Origin of the sequence: Candidatus Uabimicrobium amorphum, from assembly GCF_009002475.1 — a bacterium.
GTDB classification, from domain to species: Bacteria; Planctomycetota; Uabimicrobiia; order Uabimicrobiales; family Uabimicrobiaceae; genus Uabimicrobium; species Uabimicrobium amorphum.
Window position 1 is genome coordinate 3861713 of sequence record NZ_AP019860.1, and the last position, 23877, is coordinate 3885589.

Genomic DNA, 23877 nt, shown 5'->3' on the forward strand with positions numbered 1-23877 from the left:
GCATATGAGCATATTTATCGACAGTTCCACAATTGTCAACGAAAGTGAAGGAGAGCAATTGCAAAACACAACAACGGATCGCATGCGTGTCAGTAACATCGTGACACAATTCGACGCGCAATTTCGGTACAACAAACAAGATTTACTCTGGGGAGAGTCGGGTAACAATGGTGGTGGAACCAGCATCCATTTACCAAACGAAAGTAGCGTACAAATGTCCACCGGTGATGGCAATGATGGTAGCCATGCGCGAAGAAGAACCAATATCTGGTTTCGTTACCAGTTAGGCATTATTAACGTCATCGAGCAAGCCTTCGTATTTGCCGCAGGAAAAGAAAATCTAAAACAACAGGTAGGTATCTACGATGATGACAATGGTATTTTGCTACAACTAGACAATACCATCGCAAAACTAATTTTAAAATCCAGCACCATCGGCAATATCACCATAGAACAACAAAACTGGAACGGTGACAAACTCAACGGTACAGGCGAAAGTGGTATATCCATCGATTGGACGAAAGCACAACTCATGCGCATAGAACTACAATGGCGTGGTGTCGGAGCGATAAAAATCTACTTTCAAATCGAAGACAGGTACATACTAGCGCACACAATACACAACGTAAACATGCGCGATAGCGTTTACATGACCACTGCGAACTTACCACTCACCTATGAGATCTTCAATGACGGAGCCGTCGCCGGGGCTAGCAGCATGAAACAACTAAGTTCCACCATTTACTCGGAAGGAGGAACGGATGCCAACAATCTAAAAGGTGACCTTAGAGCGGGAGATAGCGGTGATGACTTCATCCCAACAACCAACACTGAAAAAGCAATATTAGCCATTCGACCTAAACTCACATTTAACGGTATCACTAACCGCGGTCAAATCTGGCCATATGACATCAAATTTCACGTAGCAGACAACGAAGAATGCCGTTTTATCATCTACATCGGTGCGCAAGTACCTGATGGTGATTGGAACAGTGTGGGGGATGATTCTATCGCTGAATTCAACAACAATATGACATCATTTACACCTGGCTTACCTTTGGTACAAGAATTTGTTCTAGAAAACCGCTCTGAATTCAGTCAAATTGCCGAAGAGTTTCTACGTTCACCGTTAGTTCTAAACGAAGACGGAACAACGCAGACAATATTACTCATCACCAGTAAAAACCTAACAGGAGGCACTGCCAGTAGCCGTTGTTCGATAAAATGGAAAGAACAAAAATAGGAGAAAACATGACCATCTGCATAAACGATAGCTGCAAAACAACTAGTTCACTACCTGAAAACTATTACAAAGGCCAACTATTCGCCTCTGACTTTCTATTTGCACCAAAGCCTGCGATTCAATGGCGCGGTGAAGGTCTACCAGTAGTCGTTGTAAATCAAAAAAACATCGACATATCGGATTTTGTAGACTTGGACATCCAAAACCAAAACCTAGAAGAAGGTGGCAGCATACAACCTGGTAGCCTATATCATCTTTACTTAGACGACAATGGCAATTTACTTCACTCCGCTTTGGTGCCAACATTTGGCAAGATCTACGCCACCCTAAATGGCGATTTACAAAAACGATATATTGGTTCCTACATTACAGATCAATTTGGGCAATTGCTAGATCCTATCACTGGTACAGGTTTTTCAGGTATTGATGAACAAAAACGGTTTCTAAAATTCGTTTCATCAAGCCAAGTGTTCACCAGTGCAGACAACGAACAAACCATACTAGAAGTACCAGAGTTTATTGCACTAAAAAATACGAAAATCCAATTCTCTAGCCATGTAGTTTTTTCCAGTGACCAGGCCGGAGATGAAATCGAAATTAGAAACAACATGCTCCTAAATGCCTCCGATCGCAGCGTATCACAAACCGCTGCAATAGCGAACAAACGATTCACTGCAGCTAATACAATATCGAAAATTTATAACTCATTCGCCAAAGACCATACAAAACTCAACATCAATTTTTCCAACACAAATGGCAATGTAACCATCGACAGCGGACCAACAACCATCGCGACTCGCATGGAACTACTCATCACAAGCCCACTACTATAAAAGGAAAACAATATGTTATCAAAAACAGTATCAAACCTAATTGAATACGTAGAACAAAACCCCGAAAAGGCGCAAGCCTTTGTCGAGGGAATTAACAAGGTTTGGAAAAACAGACAAATACTCATCAACAACAAAGAAATACTCATTAACGGATTGCAAGGCGTAGAACAGGGATTGGCCAACGTGACAAGCCTTGTCAATTTTTCATTGTTTCGCAAAAAATAGGAGGTTATATGTATACCGTAAAACAAGTCGCCGCATGGGCAAAAGTGAGTTCAGGAACTGTTGTTCGCTGGATTCACGATGGTAAATTAAGGGCAAGAAAAAATAATAACGGGAAATGGCGAATATACAAGCTAAGTAGCAAAGCCTTGCTTAAATCTCGCAAAAAAAACAAGTCTACATCTAAAAAGAAATGACATACTTTTTTAACTGCCAAAACAATTCATATTGGGATTCACAATATGAATTGTTATTCTTTTTTCATTTTTTCTTCTACTTGTTTGGGAGATTTTCCTTCAAGTAGTAACTTCACTCTTCTGGGGGTTTCTTTCACAGTTTTGACTGCATATTCATTTGCTTCTTTTGCATTTCCTTGCCAAGCATAAATGGCTGCTACTGTATTAAGATGGCTTTTATCTGTCAATTGCGATAAAAGTTCTATATCTATTTGACTAAAAGCCTTTTTGTCTTCTTTCATATATACATAGTTCCAAAAATAAGAATTCAAAGCTTCGACGCCTAATTTATCTTCTTTATTTTGAATAAGACTTCGAATAGAAGGTAAGGCTTTTTCTCCTATCTCCCCCAATGCCTCCGCTGCATTATATCTCACATTTGAATTTACCATTGTGTTAGTTCTCAAATTTATTGATAAATTGAATGCACTTGGCGTCATTTTTTAATCTAGAAGCAAAATAAGCTTAAATCTCACAGAAAAGAAAGACCTGCATATCAAAAGAAACGACATACTCTTAACTACCAAAACAAGTCGATATTGTGTATCGCATTGACTTCCATTGCGAAGCGCATAAGATCATGTATGCTACCAATATCTTCAAAAGTTTGAACAGCAACATCTGCAAGGTTACTAGGAGTAAATCTTTACTTATGGCTAGTACTTCAAATACAAATTTCTAATGGGAAGCAAGGATTTTTCGCCTATTTTACTCAATGCCTGCGCTGCATAATCTCTCACAGATAAATCTTCATATTCATCTTCTAGAACCAAAGTAAGATATGACACGGCTAGCTCTGCTTTTTCTCCTATTTTTCCCAATGCCTCCGTTGCACCTCTTCTCACAGTTGAATCTTCATCCTTTAGCGCAAGAATAAGAGCTGGTACTGCTTTCTCTGCTTTTTCTCCTATCCCTCCCAATGCATCTACTGCATTACGGCGTACATAGAAGTCCTTGTCTTTTAAAGCATCAATAAGTGCCGGTACTGCTTTCTCCGCTTTTTCTCCTATCCCTCCCAATGCCCTTGCTGTAGAGACTCTCACAATCCGATCCTCGTCTTTTAGAGCACGAGTGAGAGCTGGTACTGCTTTCTCCGCTTTTTCTCCTATTTTTTCCAATACTTTTGCCGCATATTCTCTCACAGATTTATTATGGGCTTTTAGAGCCTGAATAAGAGCTGGTACTGCTTTCTCTCCTATTCTCCACAATGCATTTGCTGCTGACCTTCTCACAATCCGATCCTTGTCTTTTAGAGCACGAGTGAGAGCTGGTGCTGCTTTCTCTGCTTTTTTTCCTACTCTCCCCAATGCCTCTGCTGCAAAACTTCTCATAATTCTATCCTCATCCTCTAAAGCAAGAACAAGAGCTGGTACTGCTTTCTCTGCTTTTTCTCCTATCCTACACAGTGCCCAGGCTGCCTTCATTCTTACAGTTGAACTTTCATCGTTCAGAGCCTGAATAAGAGCTGGTAATACTTTCCCTACTTTTTCTACTACTCTCCCTAATGCCTCTGCTGCATACTCTTTCACAGATCTATCAATAAGAGCTGGTACTGCTTTCTCTGCCTTTTCTACTATTTTTTCCAATGCTTTTGCCGCATAATATCTAACATTTGGGTCCTGGTCTTTTAGAGCATCAATAAGTACCGGCACAGCTTTTTCTCCTACTCTCGCCAATGAATCTGTTGCAGAACTTCCCACTTGGAAATCTTCATCCTTTAGAGCCTGAATAAGAGCTGGTACTGCTTTCTCTGCTTTCTCTCCTATTCTACCCAATGCCTCTGCCGCATGATATCTAACATATTTATCCTGGTCTTTTAGAGCATCAATAAGAGCTGGTACTGCTTTCTCTGCTTTCTCTCCTATTCTACCCAATGCCTCTGCCGCATGATATCTAACATATTTATCCTTGTCTTTTAGAGCATCAATAAGTACCGGCACAGCTTTTTCTCCTACTCTCACCAATGAATCTGTTGCAGAACTTCTCACTTGGAAATCTTCATCCTTTAGAGCCTGAATAAGAGCTGGTACTGCTTTCTCTGTTTTTTCTCCTATTTTTCCCAATGCCTCTGCCGCATAATATCTAACATATTTATCCTGGTCTTTTAGAGCATCAATAAGAGCTGGTACTGCTTTCTCTGCCTTTTCTCCTATTTTGCCCAAGGCCTCTGCTGCATGATATCTAACATATTTATCCTGGTCTTTTAGAGCATCAATAAGAGCTGGTACTGCTTTCTCTGCTTTCTCTCCTATTCTACCCAATGCCTTTGCCGCATAATATCTCACAGATCTATCCTGGTCTTTTAGAGCCTGGATAAGAGCTGGTACTGCTTTCTCTGCCTTCTCTGCTTTTTCTCCTATTATGCCTAATACCTTTGCTGCAAAACTTCTCACAGTTGAATCTTCATCCTTTAGAGCTTGAATAAGAGCTGGTACTACTTTATCTGATTTTTTTCCTATCATTCCCAATGCCTTTGCTACAGAATTTCTCACTTCGAAATTTTTATCTGTGAGAACCTGGATAAGAGCTGGTACTTTCTCTGCTTTTTCTCCTATCATTCCCAATGCCTTTGCTGCAGAATTTCTCACTTCGAAATTTTTATCTGTGAGAACCTGGATAAGAGCTGGTACTGCTTTCTCTGCTTTTTTTCCTATCGTTCCCAATGCCTTTGCTGCAGAATTTTTCACTTCTAAATATTCATCCTTTAGAGCCTGAATAAGAGCTGGTACTGCTTTCTCTGCTTTCTCTCCTATTCTACCCAATATATAAGCCGCATCCCGTCTTACAGTGGAATCTTCATTCTTTAGAGCCTGAATAAGAGCTGGTACTGCTTTCTCTGCTTTCTCTCCTATTCTACCCAATGATTTTACTACGTACTCTCTCACAGTTGAATCTTCATCCTTTAGAGCCTGAATAAGAGCTGGTACTGCTTTCTCTGCTTTCTCTCCTATTCTACCCAATATATAAGCCGCATCTCGTCTTACAATCGGATATTCATCCTTTAGAGCCTGAATAAGAGCTGGTACTACTTTCTCTGTTTTTTCTACTATTTTACTCAGTGCATAAGCTGCAGAACTTCTCACGAATACATTTTCATCTTCCATAAGGAAAGTTAAAATTTGTACATTTTCTACTTTTCCTATCTTTACTAATGTACGTACTGCAGAATTTCTCACTTCTGAGTCCAGGTCTTTTAGAGCCTGAATAAGAGCTGGTACTGCTTTCTCTGCTTTTTCACCTATCATTCCCAATGCCTCCGTTGCACCTCTTCTCACAGTTGAATCTTCATCCTTTAGCGCAAGAATAAGAGCTGGTACTGCTTTCTCTGCTTTCTCTCCTATCATTCCCAATGCCAAGACTGCAGAATTTCTCACAGTTGAATCTTCATCCTTTAGAGCCTGAATAAGAGCTGGTACTGCTTTCTCTGCTTTCTCTCCTATCATTCCCAATGCCAAGACTGCAGAATTTCTCACAGTTGAATCTTCATCCTTTAGAGCCTGAATAAGAGCTGGTACTGCTTTCTCTGTTTTTTCTCCTATCATTCCCAATGCCTTTGCTGCAGAATTTCTCACAGTCAAATCCTCGTCTTTTAGAGCATCAATAAGTGCTGGTACTGCTTTCTCTGCTTTCTCTCCTATTCTAACCAATATATAAGCCGCATCCCGTCTTACAATCGGATCTTCGTCTTTTAGAGCCTGAATAAGAGCTGGTACTGCTTTCTCTGTTTTTTCTCCTATCATTCTCAATGCCTTTGCTGCAGAATTTCTTACTCTAACATCTGAGTCCTGGTCTTCTAGAGCCTGAATAAGAGCTGGTACTGCTTTCTCTGCTTTTCTTCCGATAAATCTCAATATACAAGCCGCATTCCGTCTTACAATCGGATCTTCATTCTTTAGAGCCTGAATAAGAGCTGGCACTGCTTTCTCTCCTATTTTCCTAAATGCATAGTTTACATTTAGACTTTTATATTTTAGAGCACTAGTGAGAGCTGGTACTGCTTTCTCTGCTTTTTCTCCTATCATTCCCAATGCCCTTGCTGCATAGTTTAGAATCTCTAAGCTATGCTCTGGAGAGCGAATAGGCACTCGCTCTAACTTCTTTGCTTTTTTTGCTTTTTTTATTTTTTCGAATGTACTTTTTGCTTTTTTTATTTTTTCGAATGTACTTGTTGTCAAATCTCTCACAGATTCATTTATAACCTGAATAAGAGCTGGCACTGCTTTCTCTCCTATTTCTCCCAATGCCTTTGCTGCAGAACCTCTTATATTTGGGTTCTTATCTTTTAGAGCCTGAATAAGAGCTGGTACTGCTTTTTCTGCTTTCTCTCCCATCATTCCCAATGCCCTTGCAGCAAAACTTCTCGCAGTTGAATCTAAATCCTGAAAACGCAATACCGCTAACTTCTCTATTTCTTTATCTTCTAGAGCCTGAACAAGAGCTGGCACAGCTTTTTCTCCTATTTCCCCCAATGCCCTTGCTGCAAAACTTCTCGCAGTTGAATCTGAATTTTCATCTTTTAGAGCCTGAATAAGAGTTGGTACTGCTTTCTCTGCTTTTTCTCCTGCCTTTCCCAATGTCTTTGCTGCAGAATTTCTCACTTCTGAATCTTCATCCTTTAGAGCCTGAATAAGAGCTGGTACTGCTTTCTCTACTTTTTCTCCTGCCTTTCCCAATGCCTTTGCTGCAGAATTTCTCACTTCTGAATCTTCATCCTTTAGCGCCTGAATAAGAGCTGGTACTGCTTTCTCTACTTTTTCTCCTGCCTTTCCCAATGCCTTTACTGCAGAATTTCTCACTTCTGAATCTTCATCCTTTAGAGCCTGAATAAGAGCTGGTACTGCTTTCTCTGCTTTTTCTCCTATCATTCCCAATGCTTTTGCCGCATACTCTCTCACAGATCTATCCTGGTCTTTTAGAGCATCAATAAGTGCTGGTACAGCTTTTTCTCCTACTCTCCCCAATGCCTCTGCTGCAGAATTTCTCATTTCTGAATCTTCATCCTTTAGAGCCTGAATAAGAACTGGAATAACTTTTTCTGCCTCTCCTGCCTTTCCCAATGCCTTTACTGCAGAATTTCTCACTTCTGAATCTTCATCCTTTAGAGCCTGAATAAGAGCTGGTACTGCTTTCTCTGCTTTTTCTCCTATCAGACCCAATGCCTCTGCTGCAGAACTTCTCACATTTGAATCTTCGTCTTTCAAGAATTCTAAAAAAATATTTCCAACTATATATTTTTCTTGTGAGATTATAATATCGATGGCTTCCTGTTTTTCAATCCAACTCCTTTCACTTATAGAAAGGAAAAATTTAGCAATAAAAGCTTCTTCCATGTCACTTTTTATAATAATTAAAGCTGCTTTTGATTTTATATAATTACTTTCATTGCGATTTATTATAGTCTTATAAAGGTTATCAAAATTGACCTCTGCGAAAACGGGAATAAAAAAATCTTGGTCTTTTTGGTTTAGTTGGTCTATTAATCTAAACAGTAAGTCTTTTTTCCAACTACGAAAAGCAAATAATAATTTTTTCGATATTTGATTTTGACTTTGGTCAATCTTTAATTCATGAACAATAGCTAAAAAAGCCCTTTCGCCTATTTGTTCTAGATCTTTTGCTATATCCGTTTTGATATTTTTATTTTCTTCATTGAATAGTTTGAATAGCAGATCTAAATCTTTTCCCTTTTTTTCAAGGTACCCTAAAACCTGTTTTCTAAGATATTGATCTCTTGCTTTGAAATATTTTTCGAAATCACTATCTTCAAGCTCATCCTTTAACGAATCGAATGCTTTTGTACGCTCGGGATTTTCAGTGTTGGATAAAAACAGATTTATACGATTCTCATAAAACTCTAACTCTTGGATTCCAGAAGTTGTTAACCATTGGTATTCTTGAATTATCTGTTGAAGTATCTGGGCTTGATTTTGGTATGTTCCACCAATTAGTTTTTTAAGATTCTCTAGCTTGTTTAGCTTCGTTGTCACACTTCGCAGCTTGACTTTATGTTTTGACAATTCTTCCCATTTCAACTTTAACCTTTTGCTATACTTTTGAAGGATGTCAACCGCTTTATCATCTGCATAAATGTGCAGCGTTCCCAAACAATCGACAACTTCATACAAATCTGCTTCACTTTGTTTCTGATTTTTCAAAGAAAAGAAGCTTTCCAGATTTATCACTTTGGGTTCTTCATCCTGGTAAGAAAAATAATTTGTCAGCGCAGATACAACATTGTCAAATTCTTTTATTTTTCTAACGTGTCTTTGAGCCTTATCCTGGATAAACTTCAGAGCAGTTTTTCGTGGAATGGGTTCTTCATCTTCGAGTAGTTTTGCAATGTGATGTAGCGCACTTTTCGTCAGAGAAATTTGATCTTGCTCAGAATAAGTGTCGATAAACTTCCCCAATGCTTCACATCCGGAGCTACGAAAATCGGCATACACTTTGTCACTCAGGTATAGCGGTGCTAGAAGCTTTGGGTTGAGAACTTTGTACGCCGGAAAAAACATAAAGTCACCATCACCTCCAAGACTGCCATAACGAGGTGTTTGCTTCGCATCCAAACGTTTGTCGTTAGTGAGGTTCGTCATCATGTAGTAACCTAAGTCAGATGTCAGTACTATACCATCGTCTCGCCCGACCAACCCTTTCAAGGCTTGTAAGAGTACTGCGGAAAAAGGGGAGTGACCACTGGTGTCAGTGAGTTGTGCATACTTTGTTGAGGTGCTTAGTTTATCTGCCACTACCTCATTCCCAGTTCCAGCACTGATTACCTGAAAAGACCTACGCGCAAAAACACGATCTATATTTTCGCCTGTACCGAATTGAAAAGTGGCATTGTTGTAACCTTCGAGTTTTGGTTTGTACTTGTCTTGGAGAAGAGAGCCGCCAAAGCAACAGTCGAGTACCATCAAGGTGTGCTTGGCGTTTTTTTGTGAAAGTTTCTTGGCGATTTTTGTTAGCGAAATATAGCCATTATCGTTTTTGTTCTCTGGAGTTGCAACAATATGGCCAGGCACACCGTGTCCTGCGTAAAATAGAAAAATAGCGTCGTTAGAATCTACTTTTGCAAAAGTTTGCGTTAAAAGACCTTCTACAACTTTTTTGGTAATGAGCGGGGTCTCTACAATCGTTTCTTTACCATATGTTGCAGTATATGATTTTCCGTAAGGAGTGAATTTATTTTGGGTTTTCTCTTTTATCTCACTTCGGCGATAGACATTTTTGGGAATTTCATCACAGAGATATACCACATTTTCAAAGCCGTAACGACTGCTCAAAACAGATGCGACTTCACCAGCATCGTAGTTTGGTCCATCTAACTCAGGGTAGTATTTGTTGTACTTGTTAATCCCAATTACTAGTGCGTGTCGTTTACCATAGCGCAATCGTTGCCGAAAGTCGTTACTGACACCAAGGATATTAAGGCCACCAAGGTTTTTGGACACTCGTGATGCTAAAGAACGTTTAGTGGCTGTTTTTTGGAATTTCTTTTGTGAAGTTTGTTGTGGCAAATATCGTTTGATAATATCTAATGCATGTTCAATTGCTTTTTTGTTTTTATCGTTTGCGTTTGTCAGTAATTTCTGCAAATCCGATTGAATAGAAATTGCATTCACACCTATTTTCTCTAAATCAACCAATGCCAAAAGGTGCGAACGAGCATCTTTTAATTGTAGTTGTTGTAATATTTTGTCTAGTCGCTCGCTTAAATTTTTGTCTTTCGACTGTGCAAAAGCTAAGCAAAATAACGTAAACAGAATTACAGCATATCGCAAATATTTTCGTCCCATCATGATAACCTCATTATTTTTTCCGCATTTCTTCTTCTACTTGTTTAAGAGATTTCCCTTCGAGTAGTAATTTCAATCTTTTGGTCGTTTTTTCTAAGGCTTTGACAGCATAATCATTTGCTTTTTTTCTATTTCCTTGCCACGCATAAATAGCTGCTACTGTATCAAGATGGTTTTTATCTGTCGATTGCGATAAAAGCTCTATATCTATTTGACTAAAAGCCTTTTTGCTTTCTTTAATGTATACATAATCCCAAAAATAAGAATTCAAAGCTTCGAGGCCTAATTTATCTTCTTTATTTTGAATAAAACTTCTAATAGAAGGTAAGGCTTTTTCTCCTATTTTGCCCAATACCCATGCTGCACTTCGCCTCACTTCCCAACTCTGATCTTTTAGTGCAAGAATAAGTGCTGGTAATGCTTTCCTTGCTTTTTCTCCCAATGCTTTAATTACAGAACTTCTCAAGTACGAATCCTTGTCTTTCAACAGAAGAATCAAATCAGGCACTGCTTTCTCTGCTTTTTCTCCCAATGCTTCAATTACAGATCTTCTCACCGATTCATCCTCGTCTTTCAACAGAAGAATCAAATCAGATACTGCTTTCTCTGCTTTTTCTCCTATTTTACCCAATGCCTCAATTGCAAAAAGTCTTGCCCGTTGATCCTGGCTGTTTAGAACAAGAATAAGAGCTGGTACTGCTTTTTCTCCTATGTTTCCCAATACTTTTACTGCAGAACTTTTCACAGATTTATCCTGGTTCTTTAGAGCAAGAATAAGAGCTGGTACTGCTTTTTCTCCTATTTTTCCTATTCCTCCCAATGCTTCAATTACAGAATTTATCTCATTTGGCCTTTCATCTTTCAACAGAAGAATCAAATCAGGCACCGCTTTCTCTGCTTTTTCTCCTATTTTTCCCAATGCCTTAATTGCAAAAAGTCTTGCCCGTTGATCCTGGCCGTTTAGAGCAAGAATAAGAGCTCATCCTCCAACAGTTAGTTATTATGTTCCCTGATCGTTTAGGTATAGAAATGTAATGTCCACAGTTAGTGGCACATTCCCCTAAGTAGCAAAACCTGGCTTAAATCTCGCAAAAAAACAAGTCTACATCTAAAAAGAAATGACATACTTTAACTGCCAAAACAATTCATATTGAGATTCACAATATGAACTGTTATTCTTTTTTCATTTTTTCTTCTACTTGTTTGGGAGATTTTCCTTCAAGTAGTAACTTCACTCTTTTGGGGGTTTTTTTCACAGCTTTGACTGCATATTCATTTGCTTCTTTTGCACTTCCTTGCCAAGCATAAATGGCTGCTACTGTATTAAGATGGTATTTATCTGTCGATTGCGATAAAAGTTCTATATCTATTTGACTAAAAGCCTTTTTGTTTTCATTCATGTATACGTAGTCCCAAAAATAATAATTCAAAGCTTCAAGGCCTAATTCTATTACTAATTTATCTTCTTTATTTTGAATAAAACTTCTAATGGAAGGTAAAGCTTTTTCTCCTATTTTACCCAATGCCTCTGCTGCAGATTTTTTAACATCAGGGTATTGATCTTTTAGAGTAAGAATGAGAGCTGGTACTGCTTTACCTGCTTTTTCTCTTATTTCCCCCAATGCCCATGCTGCCTGGGTTCTAACTTCATTATTCTGGTCTTTTAGTGCAAGAATGAGAGCTGGCACCGCTTTTTCCGCTTTTTCTCCTATTTCCCCCAACGTCCGTGCTGCCTGGGTTCTAACCCAATCATCCAGATCTTTTAGAGCAAGAATGAGAGCTGGTACTGCTTTTTCTCCTATTTTACCTAATGCCTCTGCTGCAGATTCTCTCACATCAGGGTATTGATCTTTTAGAGTAAGAATGAGAGCTGGTACTGCTTTACCTACTTTTTCTCCTATTTCCCCCAATGCCCATGCTGCCTCGGTTCTAATGTCATTATTCCGGTCTTTTAGTGCAAGAATGAGAGCTGGCACCGCTTTTTCCGCTTTTTCTCCTATTTCCCCCAACGTCCGTGCTGCCTGGGTTCTAACCCAATCATCCAGATCTTTTAGAGTAAGAATGAGAGCTGGTACTGCTTTAACTGCTTTTTCTCCTATTTCCCCCAATGCCCATGCTGCCTCGGTTCTAATGTCATTATTCCGGTCTTTTAGTGCAAGAATGAGAGCTGGCACTGCTTTTTCCGCTTTTTTTCCTATTTTTCCCAATGCCCTTACTGCCTGGGTTCTAACATAATTACTCTGGTCTTTTAGAGTAAGAATGAGAGCTGGTACTGCTTTACCTGCTTTTTCTCCTATTTTTCCCAATGCCCATACTGCCTCGGTTCTAACTTCATTATTCTGGTCTTTTAGAGCATAAATAAGAGCTGGTACTGCTTTCTCTGCTTTCTCTGCTTTCTCTCCTATCTCTCCCAATGCCTCCGTTGCACCTCTTCTCACACTTCCATCCTGGTCTTTTAGAGCATCAATAAGAGCTGGTACTGCTTTCTCTGCTTTCTCTCCTATCTCTCCCAATGCCTCCGTTGCACCTCTTCTCACACTTCCATCCTGGTCTTTTAGAGCATCAATAAGAGCTGGTACTGCTCTCTCTGCTTTCTCTCCTATCTCTCCCAATGCCTCCGTTGCACCTCTTCTCACACTTCCATCCTGGTCTTTTAGAGCATCAATAAGAGTTGGTACTGCTTTTTCTCCTATTCCTCCCAATGCCCATGCTGCCTGGGTTCTAACGTCGTCATTCTGGTCTTTTAGTGCAAGAATGAGAGCTGGCACTGCTTTTTCCGCTTTTTCTCCTATTTCCCTCAATGCCCATACTGCCTCGGTTCTAACGTGCTTATTCTGGTCTTTGAGAGCGAGAATAAGAGCTGGCACCGCTTTTTCCGCTTTTTCTCCTATTCTTCCCAATGCCCTTGCTGCATTTTTTCTAACGTCGTCATTCTGGTCTTTGAGAGCAATAATAAGAGCTGGTACTGCTTTTTCTCCTATTTTAACTAACACACTTGATGAATACATTCTAACATAATAATCTGGGTCTTTGAAATTAAGAATGAGAGCTGGCACCACTTTTTCCGCTTTTTCTCCTATTTCCCTCAATGCCCATACTGCCTCGGTTCTAACGTGCTTATTCTGGTCTTTGAGAGCGAGAATAAGAGCTGGCGCCGCTTTTTCCGCTTTTTCTCCTATTTTACCTAACGCCCTTGCTGCATTTTTTCTAATATTTTCATTCTGGTCTTTGAGAGCAATAATGAGAGCTGGCACCGCTTTTTCCGCTTTTTCTCCTACTATTTTCCCCAATGCCTCTGCTACAGATTCTCTCACATCATTATTCTGGTCTTTTAGTGCAAGAATGAGAGCTGGCACCGCTTTTTCCGTTTTTTCTCCTATTTCCCCCAATGCCCTTGCTGCATTTTTTCTAACGTCGTCATTCTGGTCTTTGAGAGCAATAATGAGAGCTGGCGCCGCTTTTTCCGCTTTTTCTCCTATTTCCCCCAATGCCCTTGCTGCATTTTTTCTAACATCATTATTCTGGTCTTTTAGTGCAAGAATAAGTGCTGGTATGGCCTTTTCTCCTACTTTGCTCAGAGCATTTGTGGCATTTTTTCTAACATAATTATTCTGGTCTTTTAGTGCAAGAATAAGTGCTGGTATGGCCTTTTCTCCTACTTTGCTCAGAGCATTTGTGGCATTTTTTCTAACATAATTATTCTGGTCTTTTAGTGCAAGAATAAGTGCTGGTACTGCTTTCTCTGCTTTTTCTCCTATTCCTCCCAATGCCTCTGCTACAGATTCTCTCACATCGAAGTAAGGGTCTTTTAGTGTAATAGTAAGTGCTGGTACTGCTTTCTCCCCTATTTTACCCAATGCACTTGCTGCGGATCTTCTCACATTTTCATCCTGGTCTTTTATAAGAAAAGTTAAAAGCTCCACATTTTCTACTTCTCCTATTTTACCTAATGCCTCTGCTGCAGATATTCCAACATTTATATCCTGGTCTTTTAGTGCAAGAATAAGTGCTGGCACTGCTTTCTCTGCTTTCTCTCCTATTTTACCTAATGCCTCTGCTGCAGATATTCTAATATTTTCATCCTGGTCTTTTAGTGCAAGAATAAGTGCTGGTACTGCTTTCTCTGCTTTTTCTCCTATCTCTCCCAATGCCCATGCTACAAACTTTCTCACACTTCCATCCTGGTCTTTTAGTGCAAGAATAAGTGCTGGTACTGCTTTCTCTGCTTTTTCTCCTATCTCTCCCAATGCCCGTGCTACAAACTTTCTCACACTTCCATCCTGATCTTTTAGTGCAAGAATAAGTGCTGGTACTGCTTTCTCTGCTTTTTCTCCTATCTCTCCCAATGCCCATGCTACAAACTTTCTCACATTTTCCTCCTGGGCTTTTATAAGAAAAGTTAAAAACTCCACATTTTCTACTTCTTTTATTTTACCTAATGTCTCAGCTGCAGATATTCCAACATTTATATCCTGGTCTTTTAGTGCAATAATAAATGCTGATACTGCTTTCTCTGCTTTCTCTGCTTTCTCTGCTTTCTCTGCTTTCTCTGCTTTCTCTGCTTTCTCTGCTTTCTCTGCTTTCTCTGCTTTCTCTCCTATTTTACCTAACGCCTCAGCTGCAGATATTCTAATATTTTCATTCTGGTCTTTTAGAACATCGATAAGAGCTGGTACCGCTTTCTCTGCTTTTCCTTCTATTTTTACCAATGCCTTTGCTGCAGATCTTCTCACATCGAAGTAAGGGTCTTTTAGAGCAATAATAAGAGCTGATACTGACTTCTCTGCTTTTTCTCCTATTCCTCCCAATGCCTCTGCTACAGATTCTCTCACATCAGGGTATTGATCTTTTAGAGCAATAATAAGAGCTGATACTGACTTCTCTGCTTTTTCTCCTATCATTCCCAGTGCTGTTGCTGCAGATCTTCTCACACTTCCATCCTGGTCTTTTAGTGCAATAATAAGAGCTGGTACTGCCTTCTTCGCTTTTTCTCCTATCTCTCCCAATGCCTCTGCTGCATAACATCTCACACCGTCATCCAGGTCTTTTAGAGCATCAATAAGAACCGGTACTGCTTTCTCCGCTTTTTCTCCTATCTCTCCCAATGCCTCTGCTGCATAACATCTCACACCGTCATCCAGGTCTTTTAGAGCATCAATAAGAACCGGTACTGCTTTCTCCGCTTTTTCTCCTATCTCTCCCAATGCCTTTGCTGCAGAACTTCTCACGTACGGAGATTGGTTTTTTAGAGCATCAATAAGAACCGGTACTGCTTTCTCCTCTTTTTTTCCTATCCTCCCCAATGCCCTTGCTGCTTGGTTTCTAACATAATTATTCTGGTCTTTGAGAGCAAGAATGAGAGCTGGCACCGCTTTTTCCGCTTTTTCTCCTATTTCCCCCAATGCCCTTGCTGCCTGAGTTCTAACATCATTATTCTGGCCTTTGAGAGCAAGAATGAGAGCTGGCACCGCTTTTTCCGCTTTTTCTCCTATTTCCCCCAATGCCCTTGCTGCCTGGGCTCTAACGTCATTCTGGTCTTTGAGAGCAAGAATGAGAGCTGGCACCGCTTTTTCCGCTTTTTCTCCTATTTCCCCCAATGCCCTTGCTGCCTGGGCTCTAACGTCATTATTCTCGTCTTTTAGTGCAAGAATAAGTGCTAGTATGGCCTTTTCTCCTACTTTGCTCAGAGCATTTGTGGCATTTTTTCTAACATCATTACTCTCGTCTTTTATTGCAAGAATAAGTGCTGGTATGGCCTTTTCTCCTACTTCGCTCAGAGCATTTGTGGCATTTTTTCTAACATCATTACTCTCGTCTTTTAGTGCAAGAATAAGTGCTGGAACTGCTTCCTCTGCTTTTTCTCCTATCTCTCCCAATGCCTCCGTTGCACCTCTTCTCACGTACGGAGATTGGTTTTTTAGAGCAAGAATAAGTGCTGGTACTGCTTTCTCTGCTTTTTCTCCTATTTTACCTAATGCCTCCGTTGCACCTCTGTACACACTTGGATATACGTCTTTTAGAGCAAGAATAAGTGCTGGAACTGCTTCCTCTGCTTTTTCTCCTATCTCTCCCAATGCCTCCGTTGCACCTCTTCTCACATTTGGATATAGGTCTTTTAGAGCAAGAATAAGTGCTGGAACTGCTTCCTCTGCTTTTTCTCCTATCTCTCCCAATGCCTCCGTTGCACCTCTTCTCACATTTGGAACTTGGTCTTTTAGAGCAAGAATAAGTGCTGGAACTGCTTCCTCTGCTTTTTCTCCTATCTCTCCCAATGCCTCCGTTGCACCTCTTCTCACATTTGGAACTTGGTCTTTTAGAGCAAGAATAAGTGCTGGTACTGCTTCCTCTGCTTTTTCTCCTATCTCTCCCAATGCCTCCGTTGCACCTCTTCTCACATTTGGAACTTGGTCTTTTAGAGCAAGAATAAGTGCTGGTACTGCTTTCTCTGCTTTTTCTCCCATCTTTCCCAATGCCTCTGCAGCAGAGCCTCTCACATTTAGATTTTTGTCTTTTAATAATTCTAAAAAAATCTTAACTACTAAATATTTTTCTTGCGACGTTATAATATCTATGGCTCTTTGTTTTTCAAACACGCTCCTTTCACTGAGGGAGAGGAAAAATTTAGCTATAAAAGCTTCCTTCATATCACTTTTCATTATAATAAAAGCTGCTTTCGATCTTACATCATTACTTTGATTACGATTTATTATCACCTCATAAAGGTTATCAAAATTTGCCTCTGCGAAAACGGGAATAAAAAAATCTTGATCTTTTTGGTTTAGTTGGTCTATTAATCCAAACAGTGAGTCTTTTTTCCAACGATGAAAAGCAAATAATAGCTTTTTCGATATTTGATTTTGGCTTTGGTCAGTTTTTAATTCATTAACAATAGCTAAAAAAGCCCTTTTTCCTATTATCTCTAGATCTTTCGCTATATCCGTTTTGATATTTTCATTTTCTTCATTGAATAGTTTGAATAGTAGATCTAAATCTTTTCCCTTTTTTTCAAGGTATCCTAAAACCTGTTTTCTAAGATATTGATCTCTTACTTTGAAATATTTTTCGAAATCACTATCTTCAAACTCACTCTTTAATGAATCGAATGCTTTTGTACGCTCGGAATTTTCAGTGTTGGATAAAAACAGATTCATACGATTCTCATAAAACTCTAACTCTTGAATTCCAGAAGTTGTTAGCCATTGGTATTCTTGAATTATCTGGTGAAGTATCAGGGCTTGATTTTGGTATGTTCCACCAATTAGTTTTTCGAGATTCTCTAGCTTGTTTAGTTTCACTGTCACACTTCGCGGCTTGACTCTATCTTTCGACAATTCTTCCCATTTCAACTTTAACCTTTTGCTATACTTTTGAAGGATGTCAACCGCCTTATCGTCTGCATAAATGTGCAGCGTTCCCAAACAATCGACAACTTCATACAAATCTGCTTCACTTTGTTTCAGATTCTTCAGAGAAAAGAAGCTTTCCAGATTTATCACTTTGGGTTCTTCATCCTCGTAAGAAAAATAATTTGTAAGTGCAGATACAACGTTGTCAAATTCTTTTATTTTCCTAACGTGTCTTTGGGCCTTCTCCTGGATAAACTTCAAAGCAGTTTTTCGTGGAATGGGTTCTTCATCTTCGAGTAGTTTTGCAATGTGATGTAGCGCACTTTTCGTTAGAGAAATTTGATCTTGCTCAGAGTAAGTGTCGATAAACTTCCCCAATGCTTCACATCCGGAACTACGAAAGTCGGCGTACACTTTGTCGCTCAGGTATAGTGGTGCTAGAAGCTTTGGGTTGAGAACTTTGTACGCCGGAAAAAACATAAAGTCACCATCACCTCCAAGACTGCCATAACGAGGTGTTTGCTTAGCATCCAAACGTTTGTCGTTAGTGAGGTTCGTCATCATGTAGTAACCTAAGTCAGATGTCAGAACTATACCATCGTCTCGCCCGACCAACCCTTTCAATGCTTGTAAGAGTACTGCGGAAAAAGGGGAGTGACCACTGGTGTCAGTGAGTTGTGCATACTTTGTTGAGGTGCTTAGTTTATCTGCCACTACTTCATTCCCAGTTCCAGCACTGATTACCTGAAAAGATCTACGGGCAAAAACGCGATCTATATTTTCTCCTGTACCAAATTGAAAAGTGGCATTGTTGTAACCTTCGAGTTTTGGTTTGTACTGGTCTTGGAGAAGAGATCCGCCAAAACAGCAGTCGAGTACCATCAACGTGTGTTTGGCGTTTTTTTGCGAAAGTTTCTTGGCGATTTTTGTTAGCGAAATATAGCCGTTGTCGTTTTTGTGTTCTGGAGTTGCGACAATGTGACCAGGTACACCGTGTCCTGCGTAAAACAGAAAAATAGCGTCGTTAGAATCTACTTTTGCAAAAGTTTGCGTTAAAAGACCTTCTACAACTTTTTTGGTAATGAGCGGAGTCTCTACAATCGTTTCTTTACCATATGTTGCGGTATATGATTTTCCATAAGGCGTGAATTTATTTTGGGTTTCCTCTTTTATCTCACTTCGGCGATAGACATTTTTGGGAATTTCATCGCAAAGATATACTACATTTTCAAAGCCGTAACGACTGCTCAAAACAGATGCGACTTCACCAGCATCGTAGTTTGGTCCATCTAACTCAGGGTAGTATTTGTTGTACTTGTTAATCCCAATTACTAGTGCGTGTCGTTTACCATAGCGCAATCGTTGCCGAAAGTCGTTACTGACACCAAGGATATTGAGGCCACCAAGGTTTTTGGACACTCGTGATGCTAAAGAACGTTTAGTGGCTATTTTTTTCGTTATATATTGATCAGAGTCTTTTTTATTCTTTAGTTGATCAATAATACCGATAGCATGCATAATTGCTAGCTTACTTCGTCCATTTGCTTGATTCAAAGCTTTTTCTAAATTTGGACGAATTGCTTTTGTCGCAGTTCCCAGTTTCTCCAGCTCAGCTAGCGCTGAAAATCGCAATTGTGCATTAGAGGATTGTAGCTGTTTTACTATTGTCTTTAGCCGTGCGTTTAAATTTTTGTCTTCGGATTGCGTAAATGCCAGATTAAATAACACAAAAAGTATAATAGCATGTTGTAAATATGTTTTACCGATCATAAGAAACCTCATCAAAAAAGACATCTTCAAAATCATAAAATACTATAGCAAGTTTAATGCGATGTTTCAAATCTACTTGATGTTAAACAGAATTAACTTTGGCTTAGACTTATCAATAAAATAGTTATGGATAAGGTATTTTCGATTACCATATTTTTGTGATGAATTTTGTTTTACTGAGACCATGATAATTTTATTTCAGAAAGGTGACTTTGATACTTTGAAGATTTTATTCGTGTTTTCAGAAGAATAAAATCATATATCTAGAGAAGATACCCAGAAATTAATCAGGCAACTCAATGATGAAAAAAATTAATTGGAAGAAGAGAAACTAGACGAGGTGGGGAAAAGTAAAGACAGTTTTACCAGTGTAGACATGCTTACTTTAACATATTTTTTTGCGGAGATAGCAGAATTGTGTTTCGCCAACTTTGAACCGTATTTTTTCCGTAGTTTCATTTCATAACTTGTTGCAAAGGAATGAGATTAGGCTTGTTTCACTTTTTTGCGGGTTAGGTTTTTGGCGGCTTTCTTTAAAATCGCGCTGCCAAATTCTTCAATTAGATTGCTCGCCTCTCGCAACGCATCGTAATCGAAACTGCGTAAGAGGTGCATAGATTCTATTAGTTCTTGCCGGTCAAAGTCTCCTATAGCTGCTCTCAACATCGCGTTTTCTGCCTCTAACGCTTGTATTTTCTTCTTATTGTTTTCGTGTGCGTCTTGCTCAAATAGGCTTTCTAACTTTTCTAAACGGGCATTTATTTGGTTCGTTTCTTTGTCTAGCTTTTCGAGTTCTTGTTTCCTTTCGGGAAAGAACTCTTCGGTCAGGTTTAGCAGGCTTATTATTTTAATTAGCTTATCTGCTGGTGGGCTATTTTTCCCGCTGATCCACTTGGTCACTGCCGGTGGATTCACACCTACAAGGTTCGCGAGTTCCTTTTGCGACATTTTTTTCTTGGTTAGCCCTAAATTTATCAACTCTCCTATATTCACGTCCTACTCCTTAATATTTCTTACATTGAATAATAACAGCTATATAGAAATATGCCAACTTTTTCACAAAAAAGTTCCCAAAGAGAAATTTCCCGGGTTGACATTTTCCTAATTGGATATTATTATTTTCCCAAGAGGAAATAATGGAGAAGTGTAATGAATCTTGGAAATACTATTCGAAATCGGAGAAAGCAGCTCAAAATTTCCCAAAAGGAACTTGCACGGCTCATGGAGTGTGGATCTTCTTTGGTGTGTAAGTGGGAAAGTGGAAAAATCATACCTAATTTTGAGCAAATACAAAAATTAGAAGTGTTGTTGTCGATGGGTGTTTTGTCTGAGGAGTTTTGCCACAGGAGAGCAATATTGTGAAGTAATTGTTTGGTGTTGGATAAATCGTAGAAGTTTTTTTTGAGGTAGGTCGTATGCATGGTTTATAGCTAGGAGTGTTAATGGCTACAGAACTACTTGAGTATTCGATTTCTGATTTACAGAGATCGGGATTAAACCAAGAGACAATTCAACGCATGCGAGTGTATTCACTTGCTAGGAAGAAAACGGATTGGCTCAAAGAAAATTTAGGTTTTGCTAAGTACGATGGGCAAAATCTAGCGCAGGTCACCAGCGAGATTATGGTGATTCCTTATCAGCAAGATTTTGTGCGCGTTAAACTTTTTCCGCAATTGCAAGGTGCCAAGTATTTATCGCCGAAAAAGGGTGGTTGTTGGTTGTACTACCTTGATGGCGAAGAGAAAAAGTTTCATAAGGCAAAGAAGCCTATTATTCTTACCGAAGGTGAAAAGAAGTGTGCAAAGCTTACTCAGGAAATTGGTGATGATTTTCTGTGTTTAGGATCTGCGGGAATTAGCACTTGGAATACCAGAGACTGGCAAAGTATTACGTTAAAGGGACGTGAGGTTTATATCGCTTTTGATCGTCCTAATGAACGTAACCCAGACGAAGAAAAGCAACTGTTGTCACTGTTTTTGTTTTTGTGGAAGCGCGGTGCGATTGTTTACTTTTTGCACTGGCCAGAAGAGTACGAAAAAGTTGATGACTGGTTGACGGCAGTTTCTTCACCACAAATGGCTTTGAAAACGGCCTTAGATGAGTCGAAGTGCAATGACAATTGTTTTACTGAAATTGCGGCGGTAAATCATCTTTACTTGGCACAAAAACTCGAAGCTTTTAAGTATGACAAGAACGACATCACGATCTTATGGGATCGCTTTAAGGTAAGAAAACACACTGCCATTGGCAAGGGAATGATCAAAGCCATGGTGGAGAAGTGTCGCGTTGATGCCATTCGCGAAGAATCTCCGGAGTGGATTGAAGTTAGTGAGCGCGGTAAACAGTCGGTGATTCCTGGGCTATTGGCGAAAACTGTATTGGCGGAGTATGGCGATGGTCTTATTTTTCATCAATCCACTTTTTGGACCTACGATAAGTCAAGCGGGATTTGGGTGGAAGAACCAGAAAACGGGCGACGTATCAAGGCGTTTATCCAGCATAAACTTGGAGACAAACTGTGCCGTAAATCTATTGTCGAAGATGTTTATTTTCAGATACAGAACTATGCTGTTCAGCAACAGTTAGGCTTTGATTTTGACAAAAATAAGCAATTTCTCAACCTGCAAAATGGTGTCTTAGATTTGACATCGATGGAGATGCGCGAACATGATAAGGACTTGTATTTTACTTCCAAGGTAAATACGAACTATGTTCCCGAAGCTGATTGCCCTAAGTGGAAAACGTTTTTGTGGGAAACGGAGCTTGACGAAGCAACTTTAATGCGCCTGCAAGAGTGGTTTGGGTATTGTCTTATACCTGATACACGGATTGAAAAAGCTTTGTATCTTATGGGGCCAGGGGGAAACGGCAAAACAGTCATCGTAGAAACATTACAAGCGTTGTTGAAAGAATACTCTTGTAGTTTAGATCTCTCGGAGATTTTTGGTCGTTTTAACACCGCGAAACTGCGCAACAAAATGGTCAATATTTGTAGCGACAACAAGACAACAATTCCGATTGATGATCGTGTCAAGAATTTGATCTCCGGTGGACGACTTCATGGTGAGTTCAAAGGCCGCGACGGATTCTATTTTGACAACTATGCGCGTCTTGTTTTTGCCGCCAATGACTTTATTCCGACTAAGGATCGCTCACACGGTTTTTATCGTAGGTTCGACATCATTGAAATTGCCAAAACATGGTCAGAAGAGGAGCGTAATGAAAATCTCAAGTACGAGATTTGGGAAGAAGAATTACCTGGAGTTTTAAATTGGGCGTTGGAAGGTTTACAACGACTACAAGACAACAACTTCAAGATGACAAAATCGCAAGCAATGAACAACACAATGAAAGAGTTTCGCGAATACAGTAATCCATTGCTACAGTTTGTCAATGATTGTTGTGAAATTCAGGAAGGCAATGATGTGTTGTGCATGGACCTTTATGAGCAATACGCACTTTGGTGTTCTAGCTCCGGTCATAAGTGCTACAGCGCTTCTAAGATGGGTAAAGAGTTAAAGAAAATCGCACCAAAAATTGTAAAGAAGAAGCTATCCATCAAAAACGAAAATGGCTTTCGCCCAAACTACTACACGGGAATTAAACTAATCGCGAGAAAATGGACAGAACAAAACACTCAGGAAATCTATAACTACATTTACTGTGGGCAAACATAATGGCAATTAAATGCAAACCACCAGCGCATATACAAAAACAAATAAAGTGTCCACGCAAGTTAGTTGCAAAGTTATATCGCAAAGGTATTGATTTGGGTTACTCTTTACAAGAGCTAGACTATATAATGTCAGCAAAGCACGGATTATTTACTTGGCTCGATGGTGAAGAATTATGGAGATTTTTTCATGAAAATGAATAACTGGGCTATTATTGATCTAAATAGTTTCATAATAATAATTTGTATTCAAAAAATGCCCTGTGGCAATTTTGAAATATTTGTTGTACAATTCAATACTTTTGGTGCAGACTTACGGATTTGTACTGGTATTGTAAACTCATCGTTTTTCAATGAGGAGCGATTCGATTGGTTGGAGTTCTTCAAGTGGAAGAATTGCTAAAACAAAAAATACAAGACCTGGAAAAACGGCTGAGAAAAATAGAAGCAGGAAAGTCAGCGCCAAATGCAGATTGCCTAACCAAGAAAGAAGCAATGGAGTGGCTTGGTTGTTCTAAGGAAACCTTAAATCGATACATCGATAGTGGCCAACTTCCTATTCTGTGGCCGAATGCCAAAAAATGCTTACATCCTGAAGATGTAAAAGCGTATATGCGTGGGATGAGACCGAATAGGAGGAGGAGAAAATAGTTTACTATCGAAAAGACCGCAAGACATGGTGCGCAAATTGGATTGATGTCAATGGTAAACGCCAAGTAAAAACAGGCTTTACCTCAAAGAAAAACGCACAGATATAC

At 39.5% G+C, this 23877-nt stretch carries 13 protein-coding genes; 8 read left to right on the plus strand and 5 right to left on the minus strand.

Translation table 11 applies throughout. From position 1 onward, the window contains the following. Positions 1-4 precede the first annotated feature (4 nt). From UABAM_RS13860 to UABAM_RS13875, 4 genes are read left to right on the plus strand one after another with little or no spacing between them, the layout of a single operon-like run. On the plus strand, positions 5-1243 hold the full coding sequence (locus UABAM_RS13860; RefSeq protein WP_151968601.1) for a hypothetical protein: 1239 nt from the start codon (positions 5-7) through the stop codon (positions 1241-1243). An 8-nt stretch (positions 1244-1251) separates the two neighbouring features. Continuing rightward, positions 1252-2076: a hypothetical protein gene (locus tag UABAM_RS13865; protein WP_151968602.1), complete on the plus strand. Its 825-nt coding sequence runs from the start codon at positions 1252-1254 to the stop codon at positions 2074-2076. Between the two features lie 12 nt (positions 2077-2088). Further along, positions 2089-2301, plus strand: a complete 213-nt coding sequence (locus UABAM_RS13870; RefSeq protein WP_151968603.1) for a hypothetical protein — start codon at positions 2089-2091, stop codon at positions 2299-2301. An 8-nt stretch (positions 2302-2309) separates the two neighbouring features. Further along, positions 2310-2495, plus strand: a complete 186-nt coding sequence (locus UABAM_RS13875) for a helix-turn-helix domain-containing protein (RefSeq protein WP_151968604.1) — start codon at positions 2310-2312, stop codon at positions 2493-2495. 53 nt (positions 2496-2548) lie between these two features. Here the strand turns inward: UABAM_RS13875 and UABAM_RS13880 are convergent, their stop codons facing one another. The 5 genes from UABAM_RS13880 to UABAM_RS13900 all read right to left on the minus strand — a co-directional run bounded on the left by UABAM_RS13880 (position 2549) and on the right by UABAM_RS13900 (position 20439). Beyond that, a complete protein-coding gene (locus UABAM_RS13880) occupies positions 2549-2911 on the minus strand; it encodes a hypothetical protein (RefSeq protein ID WP_151968605.1) in 363 nt (120 codons plus the stop codon). Between the two features lie 279 nt (positions 2912-3190). Beyond that, positions 3191-10333: a HEAT repeat domain-containing protein gene (locus tag UABAM_RS13885; RefSeq protein ID WP_151968606.1), complete on the minus strand. Its 7143-nt coding sequence runs from the start codon at positions 10331-10333 to the stop codon at positions 3191-3193. Between the two features lie 10 nt (positions 10334-10343). Continuing rightward, positions 10344-11303 carry a HEAT repeat domain-containing protein gene (locus UABAM_RS13890; RefSeq protein ID WP_151968607.1) on the minus strand — a complete coding sequence of 320 codons (960 nt, stop codon included), beginning with the start codon at positions 11301-11303 and terminating at the stop codon, positions 10344-10346. A gap of 199 nt (positions 11304-11502) precedes the next feature. Continuing rightward, a complete protein-coding gene (locus UABAM_RS13895; RefSeq protein ID WP_173013315.1) occupies positions 11503-19446 on the minus strand; it encodes a HEAT repeat domain-containing protein in 7944 nt (2647 codons plus the stop codon). A 486-nt stretch (positions 19447-19932) separates the two neighbouring features. Beyond that, the gene (locus tag UABAM_RS13900) at positions 19933-20439 is read right to left on the minus strand and encodes a helix-turn-helix domain-containing protein (protein ID WP_151968609.1); all 507 of its coding nucleotides are present in this window, start codon (positions 20437-20439) and stop codon (positions 19933-19935) included. Positions 20440-20595: 156 nt separating this feature from the next. Here UABAM_RS13900 and UABAM_RS13905 point away from each other — a divergent pair, with 156 nt between their 5' ends. The 4 genes from UABAM_RS13905 (at position 20596) to UABAM_RS13920 (ending at position 23770) form a co-directional block, all read left to right on the plus strand. Continuing rightward, a complete protein-coding gene (locus UABAM_RS13905; protein WP_151968610.1) occupies positions 20596-20808 on the plus strand; it encodes a helix-turn-helix domain-containing protein in 213 nt (70 codons plus the stop codon). An 80-nt stretch (positions 20809-20888) separates the two neighbouring features. Next, a complete protein-coding gene (locus tag UABAM_RS13910) occupies positions 20889-23123 on the plus strand; it encodes a phage/plasmid primase, P4 family (RefSeq protein WP_151968611.1) in 2235 nt (744 codons plus the stop codon). Next, positions 23123-23323: a hypothetical protein gene (locus tag UABAM_RS13915; protein ID WP_151968612.1), complete on the plus strand. Its 201-nt coding sequence runs from the start codon at positions 23123-23125 to the stop codon at positions 23321-23323. The genes UABAM_RS13910 and UABAM_RS13915 overlap by 1 nt, the downstream gene beginning before the upstream one ends. A 165-nt stretch (positions 23324-23488) precedes the next feature. Beyond that, the gene (locus tag UABAM_RS13920; RefSeq protein ID WP_151968613.1) at positions 23489-23770 is read left to right on the plus strand and encodes a helix-turn-helix domain-containing protein; all 282 of its coding nucleotides are present in this window, start codon (positions 23489-23491) and stop codon (positions 23768-23770) included. Positions 23771-23877 lie beyond the last annotated feature (107 nt).